Origin of the sequence: Pseudomonas oryzihabitans (assembly GCF_014522265.1) — a bacterium.
Taxonomy (GTDB): domain Bacteria; phylum Pseudomonadota; class Gammaproteobacteria; order Pseudomonadales; family Pseudomonadaceae; genus Chryseomonas; species Chryseomonas aestiva.
In genome coordinates, this window is the sequence record NZ_CP017024.1 from 3,692,908 (window position 1) to 3,706,175 (window position 13,268).

The 13,268-nt window shown below is 67.4% G+C and carries 13 protein-coding genes and 1 pseudogene; 9 read left to right on the top strand and 5 right to left on the bottom strand.

The window, feature by feature from the left end; genetic code table 11:
- Positions 1–86: 86 nt before the first annotated feature.
- Positions 87–689, top strand: coding sequence for a class I SAM-dependent methyltransferase (locus tag BGI51_RS17145; RefSeq protein WP_187979108.1), 603 nt, complete (start codon positions 87–89; stop codon positions 687–689).
- A gap of 42 nt (positions 690–731) precedes the next feature.
- Here the strand turns inward: BGI51_RS17145 and BGI51_RS17150 are convergent, their stop codons facing one another.
- Both BGI51_RS17150 and BGI51_RS17155 read right to left on the bottom strand, forming a co-directional pair.
- Entirely contained in the window at positions 732–1,517 is a 786-nt protein-coding gene (locus BGI51_RS17150) for a MetQ/NlpA family ABC transporter substrate-binding protein (protein ID WP_187979109.1), read from the bottom strand.
- Positions 1,518–1,534: 17 nt separating this feature from the next.
- On the bottom strand, positions 1,535–2,881 hold the full coding sequence (locus BGI51_RS17155; RefSeq protein ID WP_290127617.1) for an LLM class flavin-dependent oxidoreductase: 1,347 nt from the start codon (positions 2,879–2,881) through the stop codon (positions 1,535–1,537).
- 280 nt (positions 2,882–3,161) lie between these two features.
- On the opposite strand from BGI51_RS17155, the gene BGI51_RS17160 reads away from it, so the two are divergent.
- The 8 genes from BGI51_RS17160 (at position 3,162) to BGI51_RS17190 (ending at position 9,839) form a co-directional block, all read left to right on the top strand.
- Positions 3,162–4,136 (top strand): aliphatic sulfonate ABC transporter substrate-binding protein, encoded by a 975-nt coding sequence (locus BGI51_RS17160; protein WP_252977106.1) that lies wholly within the window; start codon positions 3,162–3,164, stop codon positions 4,134–4,136.
- A 372-nt stretch (positions 4,137–4,508) separates the two neighbouring features.
- Positions 4,509–5,879: an NAD-dependent succinate-semialdehyde dehydrogenase gene (locus BGI51_RS17165; protein WP_187979110.1), complete on the top strand. Its 1,371-nt coding sequence runs from the start codon at positions 4,509–4,511 to the stop codon at positions 5,877–5,879.
- A gap of 15 nt (positions 5,880–5,894) precedes the next feature.
- Positions 5,895–6,314 carry a cupin domain-containing protein gene (locus BGI51_RS17170; RefSeq protein WP_187979111.1) on the top strand — a complete coding sequence of 140 codons (420 nt, stop codon included), beginning with the start codon at positions 5,895–5,897 and terminating at the stop codon, positions 6,312–6,314.
- Positions 6,315–6,323: 9 nt separating this feature from the next.
- Complete coding sequence (locus BGI51_RS17175; RefSeq protein ID WP_064309049.1) at positions 6,324–6,509, top strand: tautomerase family protein; 186 nt, start codon at positions 6,324–6,326, stop codon at positions 6,507–6,509.
- Positions 6,510–6,768: 259 nt separating this feature from the next.
- Complete coding sequence (locus tag BGI51_RS17180; RefSeq protein WP_252977107.1) at positions 6,769–7,707, top strand: lactonase family protein; 939 nt, start codon at positions 6,769–6,771, stop codon at positions 7,705–7,707.
- 63 nt (positions 7,708–7,770) lie between these two features.
- On the top strand, positions 7,771–8,793 hold the full coding sequence (locus BGI51_RS17185; protein ID WP_252977108.1) for an MFS transporter: 1,023 nt from the start codon (positions 7,771–7,773) through the stop codon (positions 8,791–8,793).
- Entirely contained in the window at positions 8,763–9,086 is a 324-nt protein-coding gene (locus BGI51_RS23570) for a hypothetical protein (RefSeq protein ID WP_252977109.1), read from the top strand. Before BGI51_RS17185 ends, BGI51_RS23570 begins: the two co-directional genes overlap by 31 nt.
- 18 nt (positions 9,087–9,104) lie before the next feature.
- Complete coding sequence (locus BGI51_RS17190; RefSeq protein WP_187979112.1) at positions 9,105–9,839, top strand: ABC transporter substrate-binding protein; 735 nt, start codon at positions 9,105–9,107, stop codon at positions 9,837–9,839.
- 90 nt (positions 9,840–9,929) lie between these two features.
- On the opposite strand, the gene BGI51_RS17195 is transcribed toward BGI51_RS17190, so the two are convergent.
- From BGI51_RS17195 to otnK, 3 genes and pseudogenes are all read right to left on the bottom strand, one after another.
- A complete protein-coding gene (locus BGI51_RS17195) occupies positions 9,930–10,991 on the bottom strand; it encodes an AbrB family transcriptional regulator (RefSeq protein WP_187979113.1) in 1,062 nt (353 codons plus the stop codon).
- Positions 10,992–11,020: 29 nt separating this feature from the next.
- Positions 11,021–11,917: a LysR family transcriptional regulator gene (locus tag BGI51_RS17200; RefSeq protein WP_187979114.1), complete on the bottom strand. Its 897-nt coding sequence runs from the start codon at positions 11,915–11,917 to the stop codon at positions 11,021–11,023.
- 18 nt (positions 11,918–11,935) lie between these two features.
- Positions 11,936–13,206, bottom strand: a pseudogene (otnK, locus tag BGI51_RS17205) (3-oxo-tetronate kinase).
- Positions 13,207–13,268: the final 62 nt, after the last annotated feature.

Consider the following 13,268-nt stretch of genomic DNA (forward strand, 5'->3'; position numbering starts at 1 on the left):
AAGGAAAGCTGCCAAGAGCGAGAGGCAGGGCCGGAAGCCGGCGGCTGGGTGGGCTAAGCTCCCGGGACAACCGGGGAGCCCACGCCATGAACAAGACCTCCTACAACGCCATCGCCGACACCTTTCGCCAGGCCCGCGTCAGCCTCAGGGACGACGAGCGTCGCTACCTGGACGTGCTCCTGGAAAAGCTCGAACCCGGCGCCACCCTGCTCGATCTGGGCTGTGGCACCGGCACCCCGGTGGCCGCCGCCATCCTCGCCCAGGGACATCGCGTGCTGGGGGTCGACCAGGCGGCCGCCATGCTGGCCCATGCGCGGCGGGAATTTCCCAAGCAGCGCTGGATCGAGGCGCGGCTGGAAACCTACGCCTGCGCCGAACGCTACCAGGGCGCGCTGCTGTGGGATTCGCTGTTCCATCTGGAGCGCCGCTGGCACGCGACGCTCCTGGCGCGAGTGATCGCCGGGCTCCCGCAAGGGGGACGACTGATGCTGACGGCGGGCGGCTCGGTGGCGGATGCCTTCGTCGATACCATGTTCAACCAGCCGTTCTTCTACGACTCCCATCCGCCCGAGGAGCTGCGCGCCCTGCTGCTGTCGCAGGGCGTGCGCATCCTCATCGAAGAATTCTTGGACCTGCCCGACGGGGGGCGAAATAGGGGGCGCTGCGCCTTCGTCGTGGAAAAACTCTGACGTTGTCCAGGTGCCGTTCTCGTTGAGTAAACGGGAGGGAGATCAGTCCTTCCAGCCCGGCTGGTAGAGGCTGCCGTGGGCCTGGTCCAGGGCGGCGCGGACCTTGGGCGAATGCTGGTAGAGATCGATCAGCTTGGCCAGGCGCGGATCGTCCTTGTTGTCCGGGCGGGCGACGAACTGGATGACGTACTCCGGGTGGTCGAGGCCATCGAAGAGCAGGGCCTGGTTGGGATCGAGGGTCTTGGCCAGGCGCAGGTAGTGCGGATAACCCTGGGCCACGTCAACGTCGTCCAGCGAACGGGCCAGCTGCACGGCCTCCAGTTCGACGATCTGGAGGTCGCGCGGATTGCCGGTGATGTCCGCCAGGGTGGCGTGGTAGCCGACGCCGGGCCTCAAGGTGATGAAGCCGGCCTTTTCCAGCAGCAACAGGCCACGGCCGCCATTGATGGCATCGTTGGCGATGGCCACCCGCGCGCCCTTGGGTACTTCCGCCAGGGTGCGGTACTTCTTCGAATAGAGCCCTACGTTGTTGATGATCCCCGGCGCCACCGCCACCAGGTCATAGCCGGCGGTGCGCTTGGCGTTCTCCAGGAAGGGGATGTGCTGGTAGTAGTTGGCGTCGATGTCATGGTTGGCGAGGCTGGTGTTGGGGGCGATCCAGTCGCTGAATTCGACGATCTCCACGTCCACCCCGGCGGCCTTGGCTTCCTGCACCGCCACTTCCAGTGGCGGGGCGAAGGCGGCGGTAGTGCCGATCTTGAGCGGCGCGGCCAGGGCCGCGGTGCTGCAGAGGCCGAGGGCGAAGAGCAGGGGCTTGAGGCGGGTCATGGGGCGTCCTTGAAAGGTCAGTCCTGGCGGAAACGGCTGCCGAAATGGCGGGTGTCGAGGTGGTCGCCGCGGCCGAACAGCTTGTGTCTGAAGCTGCCCTCGGCATAGGCGGTCTTGTAGCGACCCCGGCTCTGCAACTCCGGGATCACCAGGTCGATGAAGTCGCCATAGCACTCGGGGGTGACGGTGCGCGCCAGGTTGAAGCCGTCCAGCCCGGTTTCGTCGATCCAGCCGAGCAGGGCATCGGCCACCTGCCCGGGATCGCCGACCAGGGCGGTGTAGCGGCCACCGAGGGCGTGCTGCTCCAGCAGCTTGCGGCGGGTCCAGCCGGCGTCCTTGGCCACCAGGCGCTTGAGCGCCGACTCGATGGCCTCGGTCCGTTGCGGACGGATGGGTTCGTCGAGGCCATAGGCGGCGAGGTCTATGCCCACCGAAGCGGAGTGGTGGGCGACCCCGGCTTCGGGACTGGCGTAATGCAGGTATTCGGCGTGCTTGTCGCGGGCTTCGGCGGCGGTGGGGGCGACGATCACCGTGAGGCCCATGAACAGCTTGACGTCATCCGCGCGGCGGCCGGCGGCCACCGCCGCGCAGCGGACGCGCTCGACCTGGGCGCGGGTGGCGGCCTGGTCCTGCCCGGAGATGAACACGCACTCGGCATGGCGCCCGGCAAAGGCCAGGCCGCGATCCGAGGAGCCGGCCTGGAACAGCACCGGGGTGCGTTGCCGCGAGGGCTCGCAGAGGTGATAGCCCTCGACGTCGAAGAATTCGCCGTGGTGCGCGACCTTGCGCACCCGCTCGGGACGGGCATAGATCCGTTGGACGCGATCCCGGACCACGGCGTCGTCGGCCCAGCTGCCTTCGAGCAGCTTGTAGAGGACTTCCAGGTATTCGTCGGCCTGGTCGTAGCGGCGGTCGTGGGCGATCTGCCGGTCCAGGCCCATGGCGCGGGCGGCGCTGTCGAGGTAGCCGGTAACGATATTCCAGCCCACCCGCCCTTCGCTCAGGTGATCCAGGGTGGAAAGGCGGCGGGCGAAGGGATAGGGCGGCTCGTAGGTGAGGTTGGCGGTGAGGCCGAAACCCAGGTCCCGGGTGCTGGCGGCCATGGCCGAGACCAGCAGGAAGGGATCGTTGACCGGCAGCTGGATGGATTCGCGCAGGGTCAGGTCGACATTGCCGCCATAGACGTCGTAGACGCCCAGGATGTCGGCGATGAACAGCCCGTCGAACAGGCCGCGTTCCAGCAACTGCGCCAGCTCGGTCCAGTAGCCGAGGGTATGGTAGCGGCTGGAGGTGTCGCGCGGATGGGTCCAGAGACCGTGGTTGATGTGGCCCACGGTGTTCATGTTGAAGGCGTTGAGCAGCACCTGCTTGGCGGGGCGGTCATGGGCTGGGCGCCCCCGAGGGGAGAAGAGTCCGGAGCATGGCCATGGGATCCTCGGGTTCAAGGCGAAAGGAGAGATCCGGTGGTCCGGTGGTTATACCTTAGCTTCAAGATATACAGCGCTCTAAATAGCTTTTCGGAATAACGTTAAGACGTTCGCAGGCGTGGGGCTCGCCTCTAACCAAATTCCAAATCGGTATTAAGATGACCTTTGCTTATTCCTTACTGTGGCCGGCATCCATTCGCCACCCGCTGAGGCATTCATGGCTGCTATCCGCTTTTCGTTTCGCGCAGGTCTTCTCCGCCGGGGCCTGCTCGTGCTGGGTCTGCTGGGCCTCGCCAGCGCGGTCCAGGCCGATACCAGCCTGCGTATCGGTTACCAGAAATCCTCTACCCTGCTGGTACTGCTCAAGGAACAGGGCACCTTGCAACGCGACCTGGCGGCCCAGGGCGTCATCCTCAGCTGGCACGAATTCTCCAGCGGCCTGCCGCTGCTGGAAGCGCTCAACGTGGGCAACGTGGATCTCTCCGCCGACGTCGCCGACACCGTGCCGGTGTTCGCCCAGGCCGCGGGTGCCAAACTCACCTATTTCGCCCGGGAAACGCCGTCGCCCCAGGCCCAGGCCATCCTGGTCCCGGAGGGCTCGCCGCTGCAGACCCTCGCCGATCTCAAGGGCAAGCGCATCGCCGTGACCAAGGCCGCCGGTAGCCACTACCTGCTGATCGCCGCCCTGCAAAAAGCAGGGCTGACCTTCGCCGACATCCAGCCGGCCTATCTCACTCCGGCCGACGGTCGCGCCGCCCTGGAGAACGGCAAGGTGGATGCCTGGGTGACCTGGGAGCCCTTCGTCGCCAGTGCCCAGCGCCAGCAGCACCTTCGCATCCTCGCCTCGGGCGAGGGCCTGGCCAGCTACCAGCGCTACTACCTGGCCGCCACGCCCTATGCCCAGGCTCATCCCGAGGTGTTGGCCCTGGTCTTCGCCGAATTGCAGCGCACCGGCCAGTGGGTGAAGCAACACCCTGCCGCGGCGGCACGCATCCTTGGTCCGCAGTGGGGTCGCCTGGACGAGGCGACCGTCGAGCTGGCCAACGGCCGCCGCAGCTACGATGTCCAGCCGGTCAGCCGCGCCGCCCTCGGCGAGCAGCAGCGCATCGCCGATGCCTTCCACGCGGCCAAGCTGCTACCCACTGCCGTGGACGCCAGCGCCGTGGAGGTCTGGGCTCCGACGTCGCCGTGAACCAACCGGGCTGATCAGACGTTCACGCAGGACCGGGCGAGCAACGCCGGGGCTTGTGACTTGCCCCGCTAAGTCAGGCCGCTCCGGTCGAGGATGCCCGCTTGAACCACGGCTCCTTACGCCGGGTGCCGGGTGCTGAGCGCTCGCACGTCGGACGAGGCTCCATCGACGCTGTGCCCATTACGCCAGGGCCTACAAGGTCGACTACCTCTTGCTCACCTTACCCCTTTGGTATAACGTAATTACAAAGTACCGAGTGATGATTTTGTAGCCGTCTCCTCTGGTTGGATTTCCTGAAGGCAATGGCTGCACTGTCCAAAGTCGTCGCAACGATTGTCTTTCGTTATAATAAAAAACATATGGAGTTCGTTCATGATCGAAGTCATCAACCCCGCCACCGGGGCTGCCATCGCGACCTACTACACCCACACGCCGGCCCAGGTCGAAGCGCGCCTGGCCCAGGCCGCTGCTGCGCAGCGGTGCTGGGCTGAGCGTCCCCTGGCGGAGCGCTGCGCGGCCCTGGTGCGCCTGGCCGCCGTCCTGCGCGCCGGGCGCGACACCTATGCGCGACTCATCGTCAGCGAGATGGGCAAGCCGCTGCTGGAAGCCGAGGCGGAGATCGAGAAATCCGCGCTCACCTGCGAGTTCTACGCCGAGCAGGCACCTGGCTTTCTCGCCGATACTCCTGTGGCCAGCGCTGCCGCCGATAGCCGGGTGGTCTACGATCCGCTGGGCGTGGTGCTCGCGGTGATGCCCTGGAACTATCCGTTCTGGCAGTTCGTCCGCTTCGCCGCACCGGCGCTGGCCGCCGGCAATGGCGCCATCCTCAAGCACGCCAGCAACGTGCCGGGCTGCGCCCTGGCGTTGGAGCAGGCGTTCGCCGAGGCCGACCTGCCCACTGGCTTGGTGGCAACGCTGCTGATCGAAGCGGGGGAAGTGGCCGGAGTGCTGGCCGATCCGCGCATCGCCGCCGTCACCTTGACCGGCTCCACCGCGGTCGGCCAGCAGGTGGCCAGCCAGGCCGGCGCACTGATGAAGAAGCAGGTGCTGGAACTGGGCGGCTCGGACCCCTTCATCGTACTGGCCGATGCCGACGTGGCCCTGGCCGCGCAGACCGCGGTCAAGGCGCGCTTTGGCAACGCCGGTCAGAGCTGCATTTCCGCCAAGCGCTTCATCGTCGCCGAGGCAGTGGCCGATGCCTTCACCGAGGCCTTCGCCACCGCTGCCGCCAGCCTGCGGCTGGGCGATCCGCTTGAGCGTGCCACCCAGATCGGTCCGCTGGCCCGCGCCGGTCTGCGCGAGGATCTGCAGCGCCAGGTGACGCTCAGTCTTGCCGAAGGTGCACGCCTGGTACTGGGCGGTACGCCCCTTCCAGGGCCGGGCTTCTTCTATCCACCCACCGTGCTCGACCAGGTGACCCCGGAGATGACCGTGGCCCGCGAGGAGACCTTCGGGCCAGTGGCCGCGATCATCCGGGTCGCCGACGAGGACGAGGCGATCCGCGTCGCCAACGCCAGCGAATTCGGCCTGGGCGCTGCCCTCTGGACCCGTGATCTGGCGAAAGCCCAGCGGCTCGCCCGGCGCCTCGAAGCGGGCGCGGTGTTCATTAATGCGCTAGTGGCTTCCGATCCACGGGTGCCCTTCGGCGGTATCAAGCAGTCCGGGTATGGCCGCGAACTGGGCGAGTGGGGCATTCGTGAATTCACCAACGTCAAGACCGTCTGGCAGGGCGCTCAGGCCTGACCCAAGGAGACTTTCATGATCAAGACCGATTCCGCTGCCTGGCTACTCAAACCCGAGGCCATCGCCAAGCACGACCGCGGCGGTGGCGCCGCCACCACGCCGCTGGTGACCGCGGGCCTGGGCGCGCGCACATTCATCAACGGCTACACCGAATTCCAGGGTGGAGCGCAGATTCCCTTCCATTTCCACAACTGTGAAGAGAGCGTGATGCTGGTGGAGGGCCGGGCGATCTTCGATATCGATGGCCAGGAATTCACCATCGCACCCCAGGACGTCACCTATATCCCCGCTGGAGTACCCCATCGCTTTCGCAATGCCTCGGCGACCGAGCCCATGAAGATTCTCTGGATCTATGGCTCGGCCGACGCCACCCGCACCCTGGTAGAGACGGGTGAGACGCGCCCGATCGCCGCGGAACACCGTACCCAGTCCTAGGAGACATCCATGCCGGAAATCATCGTTCACGCCGTCAAGGGCCGTAGTGCCGAACAGAAGAAGTTGCTGATGAAGCGCATCACCGAGGCGGTGGTGGATAGCTTCGGGGTGGCTGCCGACCGCGTCATCGTGCAGATCGTCGAGGCCGAGCCGGAAGACAAGGCGCGCGGCGGCGTGCCCTACAGCGAACGCTGAAACAGCCACCTGGCGAGCGTTCGCCAAGCGCGAACGCTGCGTTGGCCAAAGGTCAATTTTCGCTGGGCAGCGGGTTGCCTAAGGTGGCGCAAGCAGGTCGGACGTTCGCCGTGGCGCGGACGTCGGACCCTTCCAGCCGGTGCCAGGAGAGCCCTATGTACGCCTATGTCGGCAGCCGAACCACCCGTGCCCGCCAGGCCCGCGGGAGGGGATCAGCGTTTACCGGGTCACGCCCGCAGGCGCGCTGGAACTCGTCCAGGTGGTCGGCGACCTGATCAATCCGTCCTACCTGACCCTCAATCGGGCGGGTGACCGTCTCTATACGGTGCATGGCGACGAACAGGCGGTCAGCGCCTTCGCCGTCGACCGCCAGAGCGGTTGCCTAACCCTGCTCAACCGGCAAGCCAGCGGCGGTCGCAATCCCGTGCACCTGGCGCTGGCGCCGGACGATCGCCATCTGGTGGTGAGCAATCACCTCGGTCGCAGTCTCGCGGTACTGCCGGTGACCCTGGATGGCCGGTTGGAGCCGCTGGTCCAGCTGCTGGAGCTGCAGGGCGAACCCGGGCCGCACCGCCAGGAACAGCCCCATGCCAAGCCCCACTGCAATCCCTTCGACCCCAGTGGCCGCTTCGTGCTGGTGCCGGACAAGGGGTTGGACCGGATCTTCAGCTTCGCCTTTCACGACGGACGCCTGGTGCCAGTGGCCGAGGTGGCGACCCGCGAAGGCGCGGGGCCGCGGCATCTGGTCTGCCATCCGCACCTGCCGCGGGCCTATGTGGTCAACGAGCTGGATTCGACCCTCACCACCTATGCCTTCGCTGCCCGTTCCGGTGTCCTCGAACCCCTGGCCATCCACTCGACGCTGCCGGCCAGCTTCACCGGCAATAGCCGGGCAGCGGCCATCGAACTGGATCGCAGCGGGCGTCTGCTCTACACCTCCAATCGCGGTCACGACAGCCTGATGGTCTTCACGCTGGATCCCCGGAGCGGGCTGCCCACGCCGCTCGGCAGCCTGGCGAGCGGTGGCCGCACGCCACGCGCCTTCGCCCTGGCGCCGGATGGCCGCCAGCTGTTCGCCCTCAACGAAGACAGCGACAGCATCGTCACCTTCCTGGTCGACGAGACCCGGGGAATCCTCGAACCCACCGGCACGGCGGTGCGCTGCGGCAGCCCGGTGTGCCTGATCTTCAGCCGCTGAAGATCGTCGCCGCATCCCATAACAACAAGATCGGCCGCCCCGTTGCGGCCCTGTGAGGCCATCATGAACACCACCCCCGTGAGCCGGGACCAGGCCATCATCCGCAAGGTGACCTGGCGCATCATCCCCTTCGTCTTCCTGCTCTACATCGTCTCCTATCTGGATCGGGCCAACATCGGCTACGCGGCGTTGCAGATGAACGCCGAGCTGGCGCTGTCCAGCGAAGTGTTCGGCTTCGTCTCGGGTATCTTCTTCATCGGCTACTTCCTGTTCGAGGTGCCGAGCAACCTCCTGCTCGAACGCTTTGGCGCGCGGGTGTGGATCGCGCGCATCCTGCTCACCTGGGGGGTGATCGCCGCGGCCACGGCCTTCGCCCAGACCGCCATGCACCTCTATATCCTGCGCTTTCTGCTGGGGGTGGCCGAGGCGGGTTTCTTTCCCGGAATCATCGTCTACCTGACCTACTGGTTCCGCTCACGCGAACTGGCCACCACGGTGGCACTCTTCACCGCGGCGATCCCGGTGTCCTACGTCATCGGCGCGCCGCTCTCGACCTGGATCATGGACAACGTCCACTGGTTGGGCTGGAGCGGTTGGCGCTGGATGCTGTTTCTCGAAGGCATCCCGGCGGTGTTCCTCGGAGTGCTGTGCTATCTCTACCTCACCGATCGGCCCGAACAGGCACGCTGGCTGGCAGATGAAGAAAAGGTCTGGCTGCTCGCCGAGCTGGAGCGAGATCGCCAGGCGCGCAAGGACGTCAGGCATTTCGGCGCGCTCAAGGCCATGAGCAATCCCAAGGTGCTCTACCTGGCCTTCATCTACTTCGTCTACCAGTGCGGCAGCCTGGGTGTGGGTTACTGGATGCCGCAGATCATCAAGGGCTTCTCCTCCGCGCTCAGCCATACCCAGATCGGTCTGATCGCCACCATTCCCTACATCGTCGCCACCCTGGTGATGATCGCCTGGTCGCGACGTTCGGATCGCCACGGCGAACGGCGTCTGCACTCGGCCTTACCGCTGGCGGTCGCGGCGGTGGCGCTGGTGGGGCCGGACTGGTGCGCGATCCCTACCTGGCGATCGGCTTGATCAGCCTGGCGCTGGCCGGTCTGTACAGCTTCAAGTCGCCGTTCTGGGCGCTACCGACGCTGTTTCTCAGCCGCTCCACGGCCGCGGTATCCATCGCCGTGATCAATTCCATTGGCAACCTGGGCGGCTTTGTCGGACCCTTCATGATCGGCATGGTGAAGGGCAATACCCAGAGCGCCTCGGCGGGCCTGCTGTTTCTCAGTGCGCTGCTGGCGATCGCCTTCATCATGACCCTGCTGATCCGTCTCGACCGTGGCGACGACGATACCCGCGCCGCTGCGGCCACCACCTGACCTCCAAGGAGTTCTCCCATGACCCCCAGCTCAGCGGTACTCGCGGACCTCGCCCCCCAGGGCGCGCTACGGACGGCGATCAACTACGGTAATCCGGTGCTGGCGCAGCGTGGCGCCGATGGCCAGCCGGCCGGGGTCTCCGCGGCCCTGGCCCACGCCCTGGCCGAGCGTCTGGGCGTGCCCGTGCAGTTCAGCACCTACGACGCCGCCGGCAAGGTCTTCGCCGCCCTCGAAGACGACGCCTGGGACCTGGCCTTCCTGGCCATCGAACCGGTACGGGCGGCGCAGATCGACTTCAGCCATCCCTACGTCATCATCGAGGGCACCTATCTGCTGCGGGACGCCGATCCCGCTCAGGGCGTCGCCGAGCTGGACCGGGCTGGCCGCCGTATCGCCGTGGGGCAGGGCGCCGCCTACGACCTCTACCTGAGCCGTACCCTGACCCAGGCCGAGCTGGTGCGGGCGCCGACCTCGGCAGCCGCCGTGGACTGGTTCGTCGACCAGGGCCTGGACGCCGCCGCCGGCGTGCGCCAACCGCTGGAGGCCTATGCCCGGGCTCACGCCGGCTACCGGGTGCTGGCCGACAGCTTCACCGAGATCCGTCAGGCCATGGCCGTGCCCAAGGGGCGTAGCGCTGGTGCGGCCTTCGTCCGGGATTTTCTCGACGAGCAGATCCGCAACGGCTTCGTCGCCCGCGAGCTGGCCGCCAGCGGTCAGTCCGAGGCACGAGTGGGACCGGCACTGGGCAGCTGACAGCATCCGGGCCGGGCTGCGGGCAAGGCCGCAGCCCCTCTCCTTGCCGCTCGCCACGCGTCCGACCGCGCTACGACGTTGCAGCGGGCGCTAGGGCGATTCCCTGGTCACCGGCTCAACCGAGCGTGCGCACCAGCGCCGATACAGCGGCTCGGCCACTGCCATCACCACCACCAGACGCAGAATCTGCATGGCGGTAACGGTGCCCACACCCAGCCCCAGGGCCTCCGCCGTCAGGTACATCTCGGTGGTGCTGCCCGGTGTCATGCCCAGGCCCAGGGTGGTGAAGGGCAGGGCGAATACCTGGGCCAGCAGCCAGGCGATCAGGAAGGTGGCGGCCAGGCAGAGCAGGGTGTAGAGGGTTGCCAGCAGCAGAAAGCGCGGCGAGCGGCGAAAGAAGGCGCGGTCGAAGTGGCACCCCAGGGTGACGCCGATGAGCATCTGGGCCAGGTGGCTCAGCGTCGGCGGCAGGCTGGTGACCAGGCCGCTGGAGGCGGTGACCAGGCAGCACAGGGCCAGGGGGCCGAACATCCAGGGATTGGGCCAGCCGCGGCGCTTCCAGGCCAGGGCCGCCACCAGCCCAGCAGCCAGCAGCGGTGCCAGCCAGCGCCAGTCCGGCGGCGGTGGGACATGGGCGGCCTGGGCGATACCCGGCACGCCCCAGAGCATGGCGGGCGGCACCACCAGCACGATGATCACCAGCCGCAGGGTATGGGCGGCGGCGACCTTGGGCGCATTGGCGCCATGGCGTTCGGCCAGATTGATCATCTCGGCGAAGTTGGCTGGCATGAAGGCGAAGAAGGCGGTCTTGCGTTCCGTGCCCAGGCGCTGCACGGCGGTGATACCCACCAGCGCCAGCAGTAGCGTGGCAACCGCTGCCAAGGCCATCAGCGGCAGGTGCCTGACGACCTCGGTCAGTACCGCCGGGGTGAAGTGCAGCCCAATGGCCGTGGCGATCAGCCATTGCCCCGCGGGGCGGCCGTGGGGAATGGCAGTGATGCGCCAGCCCAGGCAGCGGCAGAGGGTTACGGCGATCAGGGCGCCGGTGATCCACGGCAACGGCCAGTGCACCAGGCTGGCGAGCCAGCCGCCGAGCAGGCCGACGAAGGGGGTGGGCCACCAGGGGCGAGGGGCGAAGCGGGAAGTCGACATGGCGTTGTACAGGGATCCGGTTGCAGGGTTCAGGGGCGCAGATGACCGACGAAGGCCTTGGCTACCGGTGACAGCGCGCTATAGCGCCGCACCACTACGACGATGGCGCGACTGGCCCAGGCTTCGTCCAGTTCCAGGGCCACCAGTTTCATCGGCTTGAGATAGGGCCGCACGATGGACTCGGGCAGTACGCACAGGCCCAGGCGAATCGCCGCCAGCCGGCACATGGCCTCGAAGCTGCTGATGCGCACGCGTTGACGGATGCCGCGCTGGAGCAGCGCCGCCTGGCGCGAGAGCAGGGCGTTCATCGAGCTTTCCACGTGGGGGCCGATGAATTCGTGGTCCAGGGTCTCGGCGAAGCTTACCCGGTCACGCCCGGCCAGGGGGTGATCCGCAGCGGCGATCACCACCAGTCGCTCGCGGCGATAGGCGAAGGTCTCCAGGTCCAGGGCGGCGGTATCGGCCGCGACGATGCCCACGTCCGCCCGGCCTTCCGCGACCGCCTGGACGATGCTGCCACCCACCCGCTCCTCGATGTCGAAATCGACCCGCGGATAGAGGCCCATGAAGCTGGCGAGATCGGGAGTCAGGTGGTTGGTCAGCGCCGAGGTGATGGCTTGCAGGCGGATATGGCCGGTGGCGCCGCTGCCGTGCTCGTTGAGCTCCAGCTGCATGAGTCGCAGATCGCCATGCACCCGCTCCACATAGTGCAGCATGGTCTCGCCGGCCGGGGTGAGTCCCATGCCACGGGCGTGCCGGATGAACAGTGGCACCCCGACCTGGTCTTCCAGTTCGCTGATTCTCTTGCTCACGGCGGAGACGGCCAGATGGCAGAGCCGCGCGGCGCGGGTGACGTTGCGCTCCTGGGCCACCGCCCGGAAGACGTTCAGGCTGACCAGATCGTAGCGTGGCGCAGAGCCGCTCATGGGCGATCCTTGCAAGGGTCAGGGGGCGACGGCCAGGGCCCGTTCGAAGAAGTCCGGCGTGCCGAAATTGCCGGATTTGAGCGCCAGGGCGATGGCCCCCGGGCGCCGCTGCCCAGCGTCCAGGGTACGCCCGGGGCGATGGGCGCACCGATGCGCAGACTGTCAATGGCAAGCGCCTTGACCACTGCGCCCGAGGTTTCGCCGCCAGCCACTACCAGCCGGGTCACACCGCCTTCGTGCAGGCCCTGGGCGATGCGGGCCAGGGCGTCTTCCACCAGTTGGCCGGCGCGCTCCACGCCCAGCTGGGCCTGGGCCTTGCGCACCTCCGCGGGATCGGCGCTGCCATAGATGAGTACTGGCTCGGAAGGCAGTCGCGCTGCGGCCCACTCCAGGGCAGCGCCGACCTGATCCTCGCCTGCGGCCAGGGCCAGCGGATCGAGGCGAAAGCCAGGCCGGTGCTCTAGCCAGAGGGCCACCTGGCCACGGGTCGCGGTGGAACAGCTGCCCGACAGCACGGCAGCCAGACCGGGCGCAGCCGGTAGGGCTGACGCTTCGGCATGGGCGGCCAGCAGACCCCGGCGACGGAAGTTGGCCGGCAGCCCCAGAGCCACGCCGGAACCGCCGGTGACGAGAGGATGATCCGCCACGGCTGCGCCTATGGCATGCAGATCGGCGTTGTCGATGGCGTCGACGATGACATGGCGGACGCCCTGCGCCTGGAGGTCGGCCAGGGCGGTGGCAATGGCTGCGCTGCCCTGGCGCACCTGGGGCAGGCGCAGCAGGCCCACGGAATGGGACGTCTGCGCCTGCAGCACCCGCACCAGATTGCTGTCGGTCATGGGTGTCAGCGGATGGTGGCGCATGCCCGACTCGGCCAGGGGCTGGTCGCCGACGAACAGCTGGCCGAGGTAGAGGGTTCGACCGTTTTCGGGGAAGGCGGGGCAGACGATGCTCAGGCGCGCACCGAGGGCCTCGGCCAGGGCATCGGCGCCCGGTCCGATGTTGCCGGCCGCGGTGGAATCGAAGGTGGAACAATACTTGAAGAAGAATTGCCGACATCCCAGCTCGCGCAGATAGGCCAGGGCCGCCAGGGACTGCGCGACCGCTTCGGCAGCGGGCAGGGTACGGGTCTTGAGGGCGACCACCACGGCATCGGCGTCGCTGGGCAGCGGACGGTCCGGCACGCCCAGTACCTGAACGGTGCGCATGCCCTGGGCCACCAGGGTGCTGGCGAGGTCGGTACCGCCGGTGAAGTCGTCGGCGATGCAGCCCAGGAGCGGCGTGGCCATGGTGGTTCTCCTTGTTGTTATCCGGGATGACCGGGGCGCGCACACCCCGGGAGACGCGGGTA

Coding starts and splice junctions, on each gene's coding strand:
- BGI51_RS17145 (WP_187979108.1), top strand. CDS start 87: ATGAACAAGACCTCCTACAACGCCATCGCCGACACCTTTCGCCAGGCC.
- BGI51_RS17150 (WP_187979109.1), bottom strand. CDS start 1,517: ATGACCCGCCTCAAGCCCCTGCTCTTCGCCCTCGGCCTCTGCAGCACC.
- BGI51_RS17160 (WP_252977106.1), top strand. CDS start 3,162: ATGGCTGCTATCCGCTTTTCGTTTCGCGCAGGTCTTCTCCGCCGGGGC.
- BGI51_RS17165 (WP_187979110.1), top strand. CDS start 4,509: ATGATCGAAGTCATCAACCCCGCCACCGGGGCTGCCATCGCGACCTAC.
- BGI51_RS17170 (WP_187979111.1), top strand. CDS start 5,895: ATGATCAAGACCGATTCCGCTGCCTGGCTACTCAAACCCGAGGCCATC.
- BGI51_RS17175 (WP_064309049.1), top strand. CDS start 6,324: ATGCCGGAAATCATCGTTCACGCCGTCAAGGGCCGTAGTGCCGAACAG.
- BGI51_RS17185 (WP_252977108.1), top strand. CDS start 7,771: ATGAACACCACCCCCGTGAGCCGGGACCAGGCCATCATCCGCAAGGTG.
- BGI51_RS17190 (WP_187979112.1), top strand. CDS start 9,105: ATGACCCCCAGCTCAGCGGTACTCGCGGACCTCGCCCCCCAGGGCGCG.
- BGI51_RS17195 (WP_187979113.1), bottom strand. CDS start 10,991: ATGTCGACTTCCCGCTTCGCCCCTCGCCCCTGGTGGCCCACCCCCTTC.
- BGI51_RS17200 (WP_187979114.1), bottom strand. CDS start 11,917: ATGAGCGGCTCTGCGCCACGCTACGATCTGGTCAGCCTGAACGTCTTC.